Below are 16,064 nucleotides of genomic sequence, written 5' to 3'. Positions count from 1 at the left end.
TGCGGCCGGCTACAAACACCGATCCCGCGACGACTGGCCCGCTTTCCGGGAGCCAGAACATCCACGGAGACTCATGACTTCCCACCATTCGAGATCCGCGCTCGAGAGCCCCGATCTGCTACACGCCTACCGGCAGGTCCGGTCGCACAGCATGGCCCTCGCAGCGCCGCTGTCCGCCGAGGACCAGTGCATCCAGTCGATGCCCGATGCCAGCCCGACCAAATGGCATCTGGCGCACACCACCTGGTTCTTCGAGGCCGTGCTGCTCGAGCATCACGCCGCCGGCTACCAGGCGCTGGATCGGCGCTTCCATTACCTCTTCAACTCCTATTACGAAGCGTTGGGGCCGCGGCATCCACGGCCACAACGCGGATTGCTCACCCGGCCCTCGCTGGAGGAGGTGCTGGCCTACCGCCGCCATGTGGACGCCGCGGTGGAGGCGCTGCTCTCGTCGGCCGATGCACCGGCGCTGTCACGGATCGAGCCGGTGCTCACCCTGGGCCTGCACCATGAGCAGCAGCATCAGGAGCTGCTGCTCACCGACATCCTGCACGTCTTCTCGTGCAACCCGCTGCTGCCTGCGTATCGCGCGCCTTCCGCCCCTGCACTGCGGCTGGCTGCGGCCACGCCATCGCTGGCCTGGCTGGAGCATCCCGGGGGCATGGCCGCCATCGGGCATGAAGGCGACGCCTTCGCCTTCGACAACGAGGGGCCGCGCCACGCGGTGCTGCTGCAGCCCTTTGCCATCGCCGATCGCCTGGTGACCTGTGGCGAGTTCGCGCAGTTCATCGCCGACGGGGGCTACGAGCAGGCACGCTGGTGGCTGTCCGACGGCTGGACTGCGGTGCAGTCGCATGGCTGGCAGCATCCGGCCTACTGGCTGCCGCCGGATGACCCGCGCCTGACCCTGTCGGGCCACCATGGCACGGCGGGCTGGCATGTCTTCGGCCTCGACGGTGTGCGTCCCCTGCAGGCCGATGCGCCTGTCGCACAGATCAGCTTCTACGAAGCGGCCGCCTATGCCGAATGGGCCGGCGCACGCCTGCCGACCGAGGCCGAGTGGGAGGTGGCCGCCACCACGCTGCCGGGTTTCACCCAGGCGGAGGGCGCCGTGTGGCAATGGACCCGCTCCTCCTACGACCCGTATCCGGGCTTCCGGCCGCTTCCCGGCGTGGCCGCGGAATACAACGGCAAGTTCATGGTGGGCCAACTGGTGCTGCGTGGCGGCAGCGTGGCCACGCCGGCCGGGCATGCGCGGCCGAGCTACCGCAACTTCTTCCCGCCGGCCGCCCGCTGGCAATTCAGCGGGCTGCGCCTCGCCAAGGACCTGTGATGTCTCCACCCGTCTCCCTCGCCATCCAGTCCCGTGTCGCCGACGACGGCCGCCGTGCCTTTGCGGACGACCTGGCCAGCGCGCTGGCCCACCGGCCGCGGCGCATTTCGCCCAAGTGGTTCTACGACGCGGAGGGCTCGCGCCTGTTCGACCGCATCTGCGATCTGCCCGAGTACTACCCCACCCGCACCGAACTCTCGATCCTGCGAAGCCGTGCGCCGGAAATCGCCCAGCAGATCGGTCACGATGCCGAGATCGTGGAATTCGGCGCCGGCTCGCTGGTGAAGATCCGCCTGCTGCTCGACGCCTTGCAGTCGCCGCGCCGATTCCTGCCCATCGACATCTCGGGCGAGCATCTGCAGGGTGCGGCGCGCCAGTTGCGCACCGACTACCCGGGGCTGGAGGTCACGCCGGTGGTGGCCGACTACACGCAGCACTTCGAGCTGCCCGAGCGGCTGGCCGGTGCCGGCCGGCGCGTCGGCTTCTTCCCCGGCTCCACGCTGGGCAACTTCGAGCCCGACGAGGCGCTCGCCTTCCTGCGCCAGGCCGCCCGCCTGCTGCGGGGGGGTGGCCTGCTGCTGGGCGTCGATCTGGTGAAGGACCCGCAACTGCTGCATGCGGCGTACAACGATGCGCAGGGCGTGACGGCCGCCTTCAATCTCAACCTGCTGGCCCGTGCCAATGCCGAGCTGGGTGCGGACTTCGATGTGAATGCCTTCTCTCACGCGGCCTTCTACAACGCGCCCATGCGCCGCATCGAGATGCACTTGGTCAGCCGCCGCGAGCAGGTGGTCACGCTCGAGGGCCAGCGCCATGCCTTCGAGGAGGGCGAGACGCTGCACACCGAGTATTCGCACAAGTTCACCATCGACGGCCTGCGTGCGATGGCGGCGCGGGCGGGCTTCGGCATCGGCCCGGTGTGGACCGATCCGCAGCGACTCTTCAGCGTGCACTGGCTGCCTGCCGTGCAATGACCACGGCATAAGCCAAGCGGGCGCCGACCGGGGTTGGCGCCCGTTTCCATGTTCAGGCCGCCGCCGGTGGCCCTGGCTTCGGCAGGAGTCGCCACCGAAGCGCGCCGGCAGCGACAATCGCAGCCCGCGCCCGGCGACGGCGCGATGAACTCCTGCCGACATGAAAGCTACCTGGAACGGCGTGACCATCGCCGAAAGCGACGACACCGTGCTCGTCGAAGGCAACCACTACTTTCCCGCCGATTCGCTGCGGCGCGAGTACGTGACCTTCAGCAACAACCACACCGTGTGCCCCTGGAAGGGCACGGCCAGCTACTACTCGCTGCTGGTCAACGGCGAGCTCAACCCCGAGGCGGTGTGGTACTACCCCGACCCCAAGCCCGAAGCCGAGATGGTGAAAGACCGCGTCGCCTTCTGGAAGGGCGTGAAGGTCGAGCCTTGAACAGCGCTTTCTCCCCCCTCTACACCCCGCCCGACGAACTGGGCGCCACGTTGCGGCAGGAGGGCTATGCCGTGCTCAACCCGCGCGGCGTGGCCGAGTGGCTGGATCTGCCGCTGACCGACCTGGAAGCCTTGCAGCCCGACTGGGCGCAACTGCCGCCCGATGAATACCTGAAGGACGGTGGCCGCTACCGTCGCCGTCGCCACGCCTGCTTCACCACCGAAGGCGGGGCGCTGGTGCAGGCGCCGCACCGCGCGCATTGGCAGCCGGTCGAATACAACGCGCTGCACGGCGGCATGCAGCGCTGGTTCGCCCCCATGGAGCCCGACACCGTGGCGCGACCTGCCTGGCGCCGACTGCTGCTGAAGACGGCCGAAGCCGCAGCGGCCCTGCGCGGCGACCAGCGCTGGTACATCGAGGCGCACCAGTTCCGCATCGACACCGAAGGCGGCATCGGCCGGCCCACGCCGGAGGGCGCGCATCGCGATGGCGTGGACCTGGTGGCGGTGGCACTCGTGGGCCGGCAGGGCATCAAGGGCGGCGAGACCCGCGTCTTCGAGGCCGGCGGCCGACGCGGCGAGCGCTTCACGCTGACGGAGCCCTGGACACTGATGCTGCTGGACGATCAGCGCGTGATCCATGAATCCACGCCGATCCAGCCGGTCGCGCCCGGGACGCAGGGCTGGCGCGACACGCTGGTCATCACCTGCCGGGCCGGCGGCTTCCAGGGCGATTGATCCAGCGCAGGCTCATGGCCTGCCACCGGCCGCTGCCCCGGCGTCCTACATGGTCCCGTCAGGGTCGCGGGTTACAGTGCACCAAGGCGCCGGCGGCAAGGCCGACCGGCAGGACCAACCCACAGCGAGAGGACACCTTCATGTTCAACCACATCCTGGTTCCCATCGACGGCTCCGAGACGTCGATGCTGGCGGTGAGCAAGGCGAGCGGCCTCGCCCTGGCCTTCGGCAGCCGCATCACGCTGATCCACGTCATCGACAACTATCCCTTCATTGGCGTGGGCGCGGACTATGCCCTGGGCCAGAACGAATACCTGGCCGCTGCCACGGCCAGCGCCAACACGGCCCTGGCTCGCGGCGTGGCGGCCCTGGCCGCCGAAGGCCTGCACAGCGACCAGCGCGTGATCGACGGCCACGTGGTGCATGAGGGCATCGTGGACACGGCCAAGGCCCTGGGCTGCGACCTGATCGTGATGGGCTCGCACGGCCGCACCGGCATCGAGAAGCTGCTGCTGGGCAGCGTCACCCAGCGCGTGCTGCAGGAGGCACCCATGCCGGTGCTGGTGGTCAAGGAGCTGGAGGTCTGAGGCCTTCTTCGGCCGCATCCTGAGGGTTTGGCGCGAACGGCGCCGGGCTCTCGACGCGCAAGGCCTCGCCGGTCACCGGATGGCGCAGCTGCAGCACCGTGGCATGCAGCAGCAGGCGTGGCGCGGCGGCGGCCACCCGCCCATCGCCGTACAGCGCATCGCCCAGGATCGGATGGCCCAGCGCGGCCATGTGCACCCGCAACTGGTGCGAGCGGCCAGTCTGCGGCTCCAGCAGCACATGGGTGCCGGCGCATTCTGGCAACCGCTGCAGCGTCCGCCAGCGGGTGAGGCTGGGCTTGCCGGCGGCGTCGACTTTCTGCAGGGGGCGATTGGGCCAGTCCGCCATGAGCGGCAGGTCGATGGTCTGCCAGTGCTTGGATTCCAGCGCGCCGTCGACGATGGCTTCGTAGCGCTTCCACACTTGCCGGCTTGCAAAGGCGTCGCCGAGCATCCGTTGGACGGCGAGGCTGCGCGCCATCAGGATCAGGCCGCTGGTGGCCATGTCCAGCCGATGCACCACCAGGGCGTCGGGCCAGCGGTGCTGTGCGCGGGCCGACAGGCAGTCCTGCTTGTCGTCGCCGCGGCCGGGCACGCTCAGCAGGCCGGCCGGCTTGTCGAGCACCAGCAGGTGCTCGTCTTCGTAGAGGGCGTGGAGGGCGGCGGGGTCTTGGCTCACGGTGCGGCAGTCTAGGCGGGGAGGGCGCGGCAGCGCGCTGCCCCGTGTCAATGCACATCGGCCGCCCGTGGAGGGCTGTGCCGGAGGCGATCGCTGCGTGCCCTGGTCAGCGAAGGGCGAGGGTGCTGGGCTATGCTCGACCGAATGCCTCCCGCCCCTGCCGACATCGCCGTCGCGCCCGATTCCGCTTCCGCTCCCGAACAGGCCCGCTTCTCCGACCTCACCCGCGTCCGCCCCTTCATGCAGCTGTGGCTGGCGCGCCTGCTGGGTACCGCCGCCCAGCAGATGCTGATGGTGGCCATCGGCTGGCACATGTACGACCTCACCGGCAGCGCGTGGGACCTGGGCCTGGTGGGCCTCTACCAGTTCGCGCCCGCGCTGCTGCTGGCGCTGTACGCCGGCCATGTGGTGGACCGGCTGCACCGCGGCCGCATCCTGGCGGCCTGCCTGGGCGTGCAGGGCCTGGTCGCGCTGTCGCTGCTGATCACGCACCTGGGCGGTGGCGACTCGCGCAGTCTGTTGCTGGGCCTGTCGCTGGTGCTGGGGGCGGTGCGTGCCTTCCAGATGCCGGCGCAGCAGGCGCTCACGCCGCTGCTGGTGCCGCCGCTGATGCTGCCCCGTGCCATGGCCTTCAGCTCGGCGGGGCAGCAGTCGGCCATCATCGGCGGGCCGGCCCTGGGCGGGCTGCTGTTTGTGGCGGGCATGGGCGCGGTGTATGCCACCTGCATCGGGTTCTTCATCGCGGCCGTGCTGCTGGCCGCCACCTTGCGCTACGCCCATGCGGCGCGGCCGCGCGAGCCGGTGACCACCGAAGTGCTGCTGGCCGGCGTGCGCTTCATCTGGCGGCGCAAGCCGGTGCTGGGCGCCGTCTCGCTCGACCTGTTCGCCGTGTTGCTGGGCGGCGCGGTGGCGCTGCTGCCCATCTTCGCCAAGGACATCCTGCATGTGGGCGCCTGGGGCCTCGGCCTGCTGCGTGGCGCGCCGGCGGTGGGGGCGCTGACGGCATCCATCTGGCTCACCCGGCGGCCGGTGGAGCGCCATGTGGGGCGCACGCTGCTGCTGGCGGTGGGCGTGTTCGGGCTGTGCATGGTGGTGTTCGGGCTGTCGCGCAGCTTCTGGCTGTCGCTGGTCGTCCTGGCGATCTCGGGTGCCGCGGACATGGTCAACGTCGTGATCCGCCAGACCCTGGTGCAACTGGAAACGCCCGATGCCATGCGCGGCCGGGTGAGTGCCGTCAATTCCATCTTCATCGGGGCCAGCAACCAACTGGGCGAGTTCGAGTCCGGCGCCACCGCCGCGCTGCTCGGGCCGGTGGGCTCGGTGGTGGCGGGGGGCGTGGGCACGTTGCTGGTCACGCTGGCCTGGTTCCGGCTCTTTCCGACGCTGGCCGGGCGCGACCGCATGGGCACGGGGCAGGCGCGAGAATGACGGGCTTTCCCGTCTGCGACTGTCTTCGATGCGCACCCGTTTCATCCTGATCCACACCAGCCACGCCGGCAATGTCGGCGCCACGGCGCGCGCCATGCGGACCATGGGCTTCGACGACCTGGTGCTGGTGGCGCCGCGCTGGGACAACGTGCTGCGCCGGGAAGAGACCATCCAGCGTGCCAGCGGCGCCCTCGATGTGCTGGAGAAGGCCCGCATCGTGGCGACCCTGGACGAGGCGCTGGACGGCCTGACCCATTTGTGTGCCACCGCCATGGTCTCGCGCGACTTCGGCCCGCCCACGCGGGCGCCGCGCGAGCACTTCGCGGGGCTGGTGCAGGAGGGTGGGCCGCAGCATGTGGGCCTGCTTTTCGGCTCGGAGCGCTTCGGCATGCGCAACGAGGACGTCTACCGCTGCCATGTGGCGCTGTCGATCCCGACGGCGCCCGACTTCGGCTCGCTCAACCTGGCGGCCGCTGTCCAGCTGGTGGCGTACGAATGGCGGCAGGCGCTGGGCGGCTTCGAGGTGCGCTCGGCGGCACCGGTGACGCCGCCGGCAGACGCCCAGGCCGTGACCGGCATGCTGGCGCACTGGGAGCGCTCGCTGGTCGAGATCGGTTTCCTGGACCCGGCCGCCCCCAAGAAGCTGATGCCGCGCCTGGCCCAACTGTTCAACCGCGCGCAGCCGACGATGGAGGAAATCCACATCCTGCGGGGCATCGCGAAGGCGATGGCGGAGAAGCAGCCGCTTCGGCGTTCGTGAGGGTCCTGTTGCTTCGGACCTTTTGTGGCTGAACCTAGGCTGGCGGCAGCGCGCTGCATCTGGGTGGCCCCTGAAGGAGTGATGGGGTCGGCGCTGCCAAAGGCGCATTGACTTTTGATCGGCTGAATTGCGTCCATGGCGCGGCTGGCATAACCACCGCGGCCCCAATCGGATCCGCTTCACGCGGGCCAACAAAGCTGTGATAGAGCGGAGGATCCCGTTGAAGCGGTTGATCAACGCTGCGCGGAAACACACTTCCGCACGCTCGCCTTGAACCACTGCTGAAATGTGGGCAACAGCGCGGCCGGTGTGGGCAGATTCAACGCCCCGGCCGGCTGCCCTTTTTGTCTGGACCAGAATGGTTTTTCAGAATGGTGAGCCAGGCCCAATCATGGATCGTAAAAGATCAGGACTTTAGAAAAAACGCTGCTTTATTGAAACAAAAATTACTGGAAAAGCCCACAGGTCGACAGATGCAAACGTCCATATTCCGGACTCTCTCCGTAGCAAGGCAATAAATGATAGCAGGGCGCTCATAAACGTTACAGCTGCCATTGCGTAAAAAACAAGGGCTCTAACAGCGGGGACTAAATAGATCCTCGGTGTGGATAACATGTCATTCGTCCAGAGTGCAACCGCGATAGCTCCAAGAACTAGCGTCAATATCGAGGCCAAGGAAAATCCGTATTTTTTTGTCGAAATCATTTCGGATGGGGGGTGCGTTGATGGTTTTTGATTGAAGAATGGCACGACTGCCTCTGGCGAGGTGTGGCCCATAATGGGCCGGAAGCATGTCAGGAACTTGGCCACATTTTCAAGGGTATTGCTTCACGCCATAGAAACCGCTCAATTCAAACGAATGTTGGCTCCATCGAGCTTGAGTTGCGCCTTGGCCAGAGGTTGAATCTTGCTCTCCTTGACCTTGGTGCCCTGAAGGTTCACCTCACGACTGATGGTATTGCCGGAAATTTCGAGCTTGCCGATGCGGGAGTTGGAAATATCTACGCTGCCAATCGTGTTGTTCTCCAGTCGCAGATGACGTGATTCGAGCCAGGAGGCATCCATCACGGGCAGGGTGCTGTTGCGGATCAATGCGTATTTGTTTTTTGGCGTAGTGCTCCATTCGTTGGGTTCCAAAGGCCCCCCGGCGCCAAGGCCAACGGTAAGTACGGGATCAGTTCCAAAATTGCACTGGTCGATTAGGACTTCGTCCGCCCCAGCTATACCCACTTCAAAGGAGAAATTTCGCCTTCTACCTAGAAACTGACATTGGGAAATGGAAAGCTTGCCCATGCTGTGGGCACTTGCGTTGAGGTAGCCTCCTCTGACTCGCTCGATGAGGACGTCATCCTTAATATCTGCGAGGCTTAGATCCAAGAACTCGAGGTATGTATCTTTGATGGTCAAGCTCCGAAGATCGCACGCTGCCATATCAAATTTGCCGCGCAATTTAGATTCTTTTATTTCTACCGATGCTGAGAAATATTCTTCTCCGCTGTTGGCTTTACTATCGGTCCATATTTTTACGTCAGCCGTCTCACAGTCGTCTAGACTGATTTGCTTGTAACCTGCAAGCAAAAACCACTTGGCTCTGCATCTTACGAAAGTTGCATCACCTCGGCTGCCTATACCGCCCCAATGATTGCCATCTGCATCCGGTCCTAAGAACGAGCAATCTTCGAAGCGAACATCGTTACTTCCGACCTCGTCAATAACAATGGTTCGGCCCCCTGCTCTGCATCTAACATAGCGTATTGATTGAGCTATTCCCCAGCTAATTACACCCGAAAAATTGCAATCTTCGAAAACTGTATTTTTTAGTTCTTCCAATTCTATTTCGTAGGCCCCCACGAAATCACAATTGATAAAATGAAGATCATTCCAACTCAAATCAGTAAATTTTATCCCGTTGATCCGAATGTTTTTGATCGTTAGAATTTGATTTCCTAGTTCGCGTTTGCGAAGCTCCGGATTTTTTAAATAGCCAAGTATCTTTTCTTCTTGTTTGATGTTTTTTTTAGCGCTCATGGCATGTCCGCTTTGATTTAAAATAAGCAGAATCAGAGGATTAAATCCTATGAATGATCGTCGTCGCACCGTATAACCTTTATTTTCTGCGAGACCGAATAATTTCGGTTGCATTGGAATAACCTATATCTTTATAGTATTTTTCCAAGAATTTCCAATCCGGTACTTCTCCGCGTTCCCCGATCCAGCGTTGAAATGCCCAAGTTCTTAGTCCCCAGTCTGCCTTTCCCGCCCAAATATCCAGCGGGAAGATCCAGGGGTCCGCACAGTCCATGTCTGCACTCCAATCCTCATTGCGCACCTTGGGTGCCTCGAGTACCACTTCAAAGAATGCCTGCTCCACACCCTGTCCGCGATTGCTATGCGCAGCAGGATCAGCGTTGGATTCAACGGCGCGAGTCAGAATTTCCAGATCTGCTTGGCTGAGTTTCATGGCTTGTCCTTTATCACTGGAGTCGAATTGAGGTGATAGCAGGTGCCACTTCTTTTTCGCCGCCGGGCCTCGCCTTTTTCCGCCCTCGAACACCCAGATCCTCACGCTGGCAATGCAATCGAGCTTGGCCACCGTAGGGCTGAGCTTGATGGGCACGCGCCCGCCGCTGGCCGGCAATTGCACCGACTCGAAGCGCAGAGGCGGCACGATATTCTTCTTGGGGTCGGCGCTCATCACTGCGAGGTAATCGAGCGCCACGCACAGGCGCGGCTTCTCGTTGAGCGGGCGTCCGGCGCTGCGGCTGCTGCGCAGGGTCTTGATCTGGCGGATCAGCCGCTCGGCCGGGTCCAGCAGCGTGCCGGAAGGTGGGCGCAGCGTCCAGCTGTCGAGCTCGTGGTCGAGGTTCTGCTTGCCGATGGGGCCGCCGCAACTGGAGACGACGAAGCGGGTGTGTTCGCGGGCGGCCGCAGGCTGGGGTCCATGGATGCCGGGGTCGCGGGCGCTCTGCACCTCGATGCTGCGCACGGGCTGCGTGGGTCGGCTGCTGGCGGGCGCGCTCACCTGGCGCCACGCCACCTCGTACACGCCGCTGCGGTGGCTGTGGCCGCTGAAGTGCCAGTCCACGCAGGCGTCGGCGGGCACATGCGGGCTGGCGGGGCCATCGGATGCGCCCTTGCTGCGCACGGCGGTGTCGAAGTAGCGCGCCTGGTTGATCTCGCAGGTGCCGGTGTTGACGTGGTTGAAGCCGGCCGAGGCGACAGGATTGCCCGGCCCGCGCGGCGGCACGAAGCGCATGTCCTGCGGCTTGGCGGAATAGGCGACCGGCTCGTCGTAGTTGATGAGCGCGAAGTGGCTGGCCACGGCCAGGCTGGCGCCAGGGCTGCGGCGCTTGTGCTGCTGGGCGTGGGCCAGCAGGGCCAGTTGGGCTTCGCTGAAGGACTGGGTAGCGCGCGGCAGGACGCCGGCGCCTTGCCGGTCCACACCGCCGACATAGTCGCCCGTCATGCCACTGACCAGGTTCTTGTAGTTCTCGCCCTGCCCCCATCCCAGCAGGGCCAGCACCTGCATGGCGGGGGAGGGCTGGTGCGGCTCGGCGCCCAGGGCGAGCACGGCGTCTTCCAGCGGAGTGAACAGCGCGTAGAACCAGTCGTAGTTGTCCAGGCTGTAGTTGTTGCTGGTCAGCACCTGGGCATAGGTGGGACCGTAGGCGAGAGCGGCCTCGAAGATCGTCATGTTGTGGTCGGCCGCAATGCCCTCGTTGCCCTTGTTGCTGTGCCAGACACTGGCCTTGTCGAAGTCGTTGTAGGTCGCGGCCAGGTCCTTGATCTGCAACTGCTTGCTTGCATTCACCGCCACTTTGCCGACCCAGGCAGCCATGCCGGCCAGTGTTTCTGTTTCGTTCAGTTGTCGCTCGCGGCCCCAGCGGCCCTGTTCCAGCGCGTCGGTGGCGTCCTCCAGCACCCCCAGCGCCCCGCTCCAGTCGTTGATGCGCGGACTGATGCCATAAGGCACGCCGTAGGCCTCGTGGTTGCCGCTGGTCATGAACACGGGCAGCTTCAGCCGGGTGTAGGCATGGCGCACGAGGCTGAAGGCCAGCAGGTCGTCCAGGCCGCGCGGGTAGAGGCCAGGCGTGTTCAGCTGGTTCATGACGTTGAAGCGCTTCCATTGATCGGCAATGGTGTGGCCCACGCGCGCCGGGTCGATGTTGCGGTTGAAGTCGATCAGGTCGCCGGTGAGCAGCAGGGCCGTGTCGGGGCGGCCGGCAGCGCCGAACTGGTCGAACAGCTGCTTGAGTGCGTTGAAGCTGTTGCACACGCGCTGGCCCACGGGCGGCTGGGTGAACTGGGCGTCCTCGATCACCTTGGCGGGCGACTTGGCGAGGGCGCAGTGGCGAACGTTGATGTGCACGTCGCTGAGGTGGCCGAGCTTGAGCGGCTTGCGGCTGTCCAGGCGGATGACGGGATGCCAGGCGGCCAGGCGCTGGTTGCACTGGATCAGGTCGCGCGCGCTGGCGGCGGTGGCCTCGACGTCGTATTCCAGCAGCGTCGCTTCCCGGCCGCGGCGCGGGCCGTTGCCGTTGGCCGCCAGGTGGCGGTGGCGTGCGTCGCGGGTCTGGGCGCCGAGGAAGGCTTCGACGATCAGGTCCTGCGCATGCACGGTGGCGGCCTGGCACAGGGTGGGGTAGTCCTTCTTCTGGTCGGCGGTGGGCTGGACCATCCAGGCGAAGCTCTTGAAGGTGCCCGTCTCGGGCTGCACGGCCAGCGCGTCCAGCGTGAGTTCGACCTCGTAGACATGGGCGCTGCCGAAGCCGGCACTGGCGTAGGCGGCGACGGCCTGGGGGCTGACGGTGGCGAAGGCTTCGCCTTTCTGGTTGTGGATGAGGGCACCGGCGGTGAAGCTGCCCACGCGCCACACGCGGATGGTGCGGCGTGCGGTGGCGCAGTCGCGGCCATCGCCCGTGAGGGCGCCGACGGTGGTGTCGGTGGCGGGCTTGGGGCCTTCCATGGGCACCAGGCGCAGATGGCGGGCGACGGTGGCGGCGGCGCTGTGGGCGCTGTCGCCGTCCATGGGGGTGACGATGGCCTTGCGGTCCAGGCTGAGGCTTCCGGCGGCCGTGTTGGCCACGCCCAGCGGCGCCGCCGTGGCGATGAAGACGCTGCACTTCTTCTGCCCGGGCGCGAGCAGCAGCGGCGTGCCCAGGCTCGGGTACAGGATCACGGCCGTCAGTGGCGTGGGCTCGCTGCAGTCGCACAGGGCGCTGGAAGGGGTGGAGTCGGTCATGGCAAAGGGTCGAACGGGCGGCGCGCTCAGGCCACCTGGAAATGCGAGGGGAGCGTGTCGAGCGCCCGGGCCTGCGCCTCGTACAGACGGCCCAGCATCGGGCCGCGGTCGGCGGCCCAGTCCTGGGCGACCTGGGGCGGCAGGCTGGCCAGCAGCGCGTGCAGTTGCGGTGTGGGGCCAGGCTGTTGGACGGAAGCCCGGTTGGCCAGGGCTTCAGCCACGGCCGGATGTGCATGGAAGCGCGCGTGCACGAGCAGCGCCTGCCGGCAGGCCAGGCTGCGGTCCGTCCAGCCGGAGAGGCCGGCGCTGGCGGCAAAGTCCAGGGCTTCGCGGACGATCCGGCGTTGGATCAACGGATGCACCAGCGCCAGCCATTGCGCCGCCACCGGGTCGTCGGCCTCGAGCGCTTCGGCCGTGAGGGCGGCCAGAAGCTGCGGCTCACCGACGGCGTCGACGGCCTTGCGCCAGGTGGGGGGCAGGGGCAGCCGTCCCGCGGATGGGGCGGCCGAGGGCCGGGCACGGCCTTTCAGAAAGCGGGGCTGGCCGGCGGCGTCCCAGCCCGCCCACCATGCCAGCGGTTGCAGGAAGGCATCGCGCAAGGCGGGCGCCCAGTGCTGGACGGCGTCGAAGCCGATGCGGGGATCGTAGTAGCGCAGCAGCACGGCGATGCCGGGATCGGTCCCGCCGTTATCCAAGGTGCCGTGGAGGAAGCCGCGCAAGTGGGCGGCCAGCGCGGGCAGGCGCAGAGGGCTGGCCAGCAGCGTCATTGCCTCGTCGGCGGCTTGCCAGGCCAGCGCATCCTGCAAGGCCGCATCCGTGGCCGGTGGCAGCGCGATCAGCCAGGGACCGACATCGGCCGATTCGGCCTCCGACGTCTGGAGGAAGAGGCATTCGTGCAGCAGTCCGTGGGTGGCTGCCAGGGAGTCGGGCAGGTGATGCAGGCACTGCCCGGCACTCACCAGCGCATAGCGGTGCAGGGGCTGCGAAGCGCCGGTCGATGCGGCGGCGGGCGATTCGAACAGCCGCTGGATCTGGGCGCACAGCCAGCGGTGGAGCGTGGCGTCGAAGGCCTGGCGGACGGCTTGCGCATGTTCGAGGTCGGCGGGAAGGAGGGCGCTCATCCGGCAGGTCCCGGGTCAGGCCTGAGGGACGGCCGCTGCGCCGCGACGCAGTGCGCGCTGCATGCATTCCGGGCAGACGCGAGGGGGCAGCTGTGCGAACCGCTGCTCGGCACCCGGTGGCGGGCGCTGGTCGGGCCCGGGCGTGGCATGGCTGGCCGCGTGTTCGAGCCAGACGCCGGGCGTGCCGTGCAGCACGCCGGAGCCGCTCCATTCGCTGAAGCTGGTGCCGCCTTTGATTTCCACCCGCTGGGGCGCCATCAGATAGACGGTGTCCTCGGTGCTGAGCACCTCCACGTCCTGCAGGGCGGTGATCTCGCCCATGTCACTCTGCGCCTCGATCTGGATGTCGCCTTCGCTGGCGAAGGCCTTCAGGCCGTGCTCGAGCGTGAAGAAGCGCAGCCCCTCGGCGACCGCCGCGAGCAGGCGCCGGCCGCTGCTGAGCGACACATGGCCGCCACTCGTCAACTGGGTGTGCACGGCGCTGTGCAGATGCAGGTCCTGAGTGCTGGTGGCTGCAAGGCCGGCGGGGCTGTCCAGCGCCAGATGGGGTTGCGCCAGTTCTGGGAAGCGACGGGCCGCGGCATCGACCACACCGCGGCCCTGCAGGGCCTGGTTCTGCTGTTTGACGGCCTGGGCGACGCGGGATTGGTCCTGGTCCTGTTCCTGGGCGGTGGCCTGGACGGCGGCTTCGTGCAGGCCTTCGATCTGGTCGCGTGCGCTGGTCAGGCGCCCGACGAGGGAGGCGAGCCCCTTGACGTGGCCTGCGGCGCCGGGCCGCCCCTCGGTGGAGATCAGCATCCCGTCCTTGGCGCGCAGCACGCCATGCCCATCGGTGCGCAACTCGAAGCCCTCGCCGCGCGCGTCCTTGCGGCCCTGGTGGTCTTCGACGCGCGTGATCGCGCCCAGGCTCAGGCTGGAGTGCTGGTGGTCGCTGTGGAGTTGGGTCTGGATCTGGCCGGCCGTGTCGTCCATCACCAGGTGGTTGCTGCGCCCCGCTGCGCTGTTGCCGCCGCCGTCGGTCAGCTCCCGGCTTCGAAAGCCGCTGAGCGCCGATTGCTGTGGCAGTTGCCAGGGCGGCAGGTTCAGCTGGTTGTGCACCCGGCCTGTGCAGAGGGGCAGGTCCGGGTCGCCCGCCAGGAAGTCCACGATCACCTCCTGCCCGATGCGCGGGAGGTGCACGTCGCCCAGCTGGTTGCCCGCCCAGGGGCTGGAGACACGCACCCAGCAGCTGCTGTGCGGGTTCTCCTGGCCTTGCCGGTCCCAGGGGAACTGCACCTTGATGCGGCCGAGTTCGTCAGTCCACAGCTCCTGGCCCTCGGGGCCCACCACGCGGGCGGTCTGCGGGCCGTGGGTGTGGGGCTTGGTGCGGGTGAGCGCCGGGCGCAGCGGCTCGGTGATGGGATGGGCCAGCAGGTCCACCTGCACCCGCCAGCGTTGCTGCGCCTGGGGCCGCGCTACCGTCGCCCCCGCAGCCAGCGCCGCTTGGCTGTCCTGCCCCACGTCCTCGATGAGGAATTCGGTCTCCAGGATCAGGTATTCCGCATTGGCCGCTTCACGCGGATGGCCCTGCAGCGTGAAGCTGAAGCCCGGCACCATGCCGCGCAGGTTGCCGCTGGCGCGAGCGCGGGCCCCGGCAGTGCGCAGCTGCTGCATGCGCAGCCGGGCGATCAGGTCGCCCTCGGCCAGCGGGTCGTTCGGGCCTGCGGCGCCGGCACGCGGCTGGGCGTAGTGGCTGCCGCCCAGGCTGGCGTGCCAGGCGTAGACCTCCGCCTCCGCAAAGCCTGTGGGCCGTGGATCGCTGCGGCTGGTCGACAGGTCGGCCCGGGGCCGGGTGTAGTCGTACTCTCGACTGCTGTAGCGCCCGCTGGTGATGCGGCTGGCGGGCCTGAAGGCATGCAGGTACTCGGCATCAAGCTTCCAGCCGGGCGGGTGGTAGGCCACCTGCCGATAGGCCTCGCTGGGGTTGGGGCCGAAGGCGCCCAGATGGTCCGAGAGCACCAGCCGGTGGGCCCCGGCGTCGTGCTCGATGTGATAGCTGATGCCCCATTCCTGGCAAAGCCGCTCGAAGAAGGCGAAGTCGCTTTCGTTGAACTGGGTCTGGTAGTCGCGGATGGGGAAGGTCTCGGCCAGGCGCTTGTCGACCGGGAAGGGATAGTTCGACAAGAGGGCGTCCAGGATGTCGACGACGGTGGCGTTCTGGAAGATGCGGCAATCCGAATTCAGCGTGGCCAGATGCAGCCAGGGACGCAGGACGAGGCGGTAGCGCAGGTGGCGGCCGTGTTCGCCCAGCAACTCTGCTTCGGTGATGAGGGCGTTGATCTGGCGGGCGCCGGCGCCGAGGTGGTCCACCGCATCGCCGACCCCACCGGGCATGAAGGTGCCGGCGCCGTCGAGGTCGATCTCGCAATGGATCTCGCGGCCGATCAGCGCGTCCAGGTCGATGTCGGCGCAGGCATCGGCCAGGGCGCCGGGGTCCAGCGCATCGGGGGTCTGCAGGAGCAGTTCATAGGTGAAGAGGGCATTGACGCCCTCGTGGCCCGACAGCCGCACGGGCTGCAGCAGGGGCGTGCCGGCAAAGACCGGCAGTGCGGGCGAATGCACCCGCAGCGTGTGTGACAGCGTGGACATGAAACCTCCCTGGTCTCGCGCCGGCGGCCTTCTCGGGACGAGGCGGCTCGGCTGGGGCGGGAGGTTAGCGGCCTGTCGACCGGTGCAGCCGTCAACAGGTCGCTTGCGCCTCACACGATGGGCATTGGTGTGGATT

Annotated in this window: 12 protein-coding genes; 7 read left to right on the top strand and 5 right to left on the bottom strand. The window is 66.8% G+C overall.

Annotated features, from left to right (window positions below; translation table 11 throughout):
• Positions 1-73 precede the first annotated feature (73 nt).
• The 5 genes from egtB (at position 74) to L0984_RS04065 (ending at position 4,073) form a co-directional block, all read left to right on the top strand.
• Positions 74-1,333, top strand: coding sequence for an ergothioneine biosynthesis protein EgtB (gene egtB, locus L0984_RS04085; protein ID WP_255697115.1), 1,260 nt, complete (start codon positions 74-76; stop codon positions 1,331-1,333).
• Positions 1,333-2,307 carry an L-histidine N(alpha)-methyltransferase gene (gene egtD / locus L0984_RS04080; protein ID WP_234192452.1) on the top strand — a complete coding sequence of 325 codons (975 nt, stop codon included), beginning with the start codon at positions 1,333-1,335 and terminating at the stop codon, positions 2,305-2,307. Before egtB ends, egtD begins: the two co-directional genes overlap by 1 nt.
• Positions 2,308-2,467: 160 nt before the next feature.
• Positions 2,468-2,749, top strand: a complete 282-nt coding sequence (locus tag L0984_RS04075; protein ID WP_076503862.1) for a DUF427 domain-containing protein — start codon at positions 2,468-2,470, stop codon at positions 2,747-2,749.
• Positions 2,746-3,486, top strand: a complete 741-nt coding sequence (locus L0984_RS04070; protein WP_234192451.1) for a 2OG-Fe dioxygenase family protein — start codon at positions 2,746-2,748, stop codon at positions 3,484-3,486. The genes L0984_RS04075 and L0984_RS04070 overlap by 4 nt, the downstream gene beginning before the upstream one ends.
• Before the next feature lie 140 nt (positions 3,487-3,626).
• Entirely contained in the window at positions 3,627-4,073 is a 447-nt protein-coding gene (locus tag L0984_RS04065) for a universal stress protein (protein WP_017759115.1), read from the top strand.
• Here L0984_RS04065 and L0984_RS04060 read toward each other — a convergent pair.
• Positions 4,054-4,749: an RluA family pseudouridine synthase gene (locus tag L0984_RS04060; RefSeq protein WP_234192450.1), complete on the bottom strand. Its 696-nt coding sequence runs from the start codon at positions 4,747-4,749 to the stop codon at positions 4,054-4,056. The genes L0984_RS04065 and L0984_RS04060 overlap by 20 nt on opposite strands.
• 240 nt (positions 4,750-4,989) lie before the next feature.
• On the opposite strand from L0984_RS04060, the gene L0984_RS04055 reads away from it, so the two are divergent.
• Both L0984_RS04055 and L0984_RS04050 read left to right on the top strand, forming a co-directional pair.
• The gene (locus L0984_RS04055) at positions 4,990-6,177 is read left to right on the top strand and encodes an MFS transporter (RefSeq protein ID WP_234192781.1); all 1,188 of its coding nucleotides are present in this window, start codon (positions 4,990-4,992) and stop codon (positions 6,175-6,177) included.
• Between the two features lie 28 nt (positions 6,178-6,205).
• Complete coding sequence (locus tag L0984_RS04050; RefSeq protein ID WP_234192449.1) at positions 6,206-6,937, top strand: RNA methyltransferase; 732 nt, start codon at positions 6,206-6,208, stop codon at positions 6,935-6,937.
• A gap of 846 nt (positions 6,938-7,783) precedes the next feature.
• Here L0984_RS04050 and L0984_RS04045 read toward each other — a convergent pair.
• From L0984_RS04045 to L0984_RS04030, 4 genes are read right to left on the bottom strand one after another with little or no spacing between them, the layout of a single operon-like run.
• Entirely contained in the window at positions 7,784-9,079 is a 1,296-nt protein-coding gene (locus L0984_RS04045; protein WP_234192448.1) for a hypothetical protein, read from the bottom strand.
• Complete coding sequence (locus tag L0984_RS04040) at positions 9,045-12,179, bottom strand: metallophosphoesterase (RefSeq protein WP_234192447.1); 3,135 nt, start codon at positions 12,177-12,179, stop codon at positions 9,045-9,047. The genes L0984_RS04045 and L0984_RS04040 overlap by 35 nt, the downstream gene beginning before the upstream one ends.
• Before the next feature lie 26 nt (positions 12,180-12,205).
• Positions 12,206-13,300, bottom strand: coding sequence for a DUF4123 domain-containing protein (locus L0984_RS04035; protein ID WP_234192446.1), 1,095 nt, complete (start codon positions 13,298-13,300; stop codon positions 12,206-12,208).
• Between the two features lie 15 nt (positions 13,301-13,315).
• The gene (locus L0984_RS04030) at positions 13,316-15,928 is read right to left on the bottom strand and encodes a type VI secretion system Vgr family protein (protein WP_234192445.1); all 2,613 of its coding nucleotides are present in this window, start codon (positions 15,926-15,928) and stop codon (positions 13,316-13,318) included.
• Between the last annotated feature and the right edge of the window lie 136 nt (positions 15,929-16,064).

This window comes from Pseudacidovorax sp. NFM-22 (assembly GCF_021401245.1).
Lineage (GTDB): Bacteria > Pseudomonadota > Gammaproteobacteria > Burkholderiales > Burkholderiaceae_C > Xenophilus.
The sequence above is the reverse complement of the archived record's forward strand: the minus strand, read 5'-3'. Positions and strand labels throughout refer to the sequence as shown.

Coding starts and splice junctions, on each gene's coding strand:
- L0984_RS04055 (WP_234192781.1), top strand. CDS start 4,990: ATGCAGCTGTGGCTGGCGCGCCTGCTGGGTACCGCCGCCCAGCAGATG.
- L0984_RS04030 (WP_234192445.1), bottom strand. CDS start 15,928: ATGTCCACGCTGTCACACACGCTGCGGGTGCATTCGCCCGCACTGCCG.
- L0984_RS04075 (WP_076503862.1), top strand. CDS start 2,468: ATGAAAGCTACCTGGAACGGCGTGACCATCGCCGAAAGCGACGACACC.
- L0984_RS04050 (WP_234192449.1), top strand. CDS start 6,206: ATGCGCACCCGTTTCATCCTGATCCACACCAGCCACGCCGGCAATGTC.
- L0984_RS04040 (WP_234192447.1), bottom strand. CDS start 12,179: ATGACCGACTCCACCCCTTCCAGCGCCCTGTGCGACTGCAGCGAGCCC.
- egtB (WP_255697115.1), top strand. CDS start 74: ATGACTTCCCACCATTCGAGATCCGCGCTCGAGAGCCCCGATCTGCTA.
- L0984_RS04035 (WP_234192446.1), bottom strand. CDS start 13,300: ATGAGCGCCCTCCTTCCCGCCGACCTCGAACATGCGCAAGCCGTCCGC.
- L0984_RS04045 (WP_234192448.1), bottom strand. CDS start 9,079: ATGCAACCGAAATTATTCGGTCTCGCAGAAAATAAAGGTTATACGGTG.
- L0984_RS04065 (WP_017759115.1), top strand. CDS start 3,627: ATGTTCAACCACATCCTGGTTCCCATCGACGGCTCCGAGACGTCGATG.
- egtD (WP_234192452.1), top strand. CDS start 1,333: ATGTCTCCACCCGTCTCCCTCGCCATCCAGTCCCGTGTCGCCGACGAC.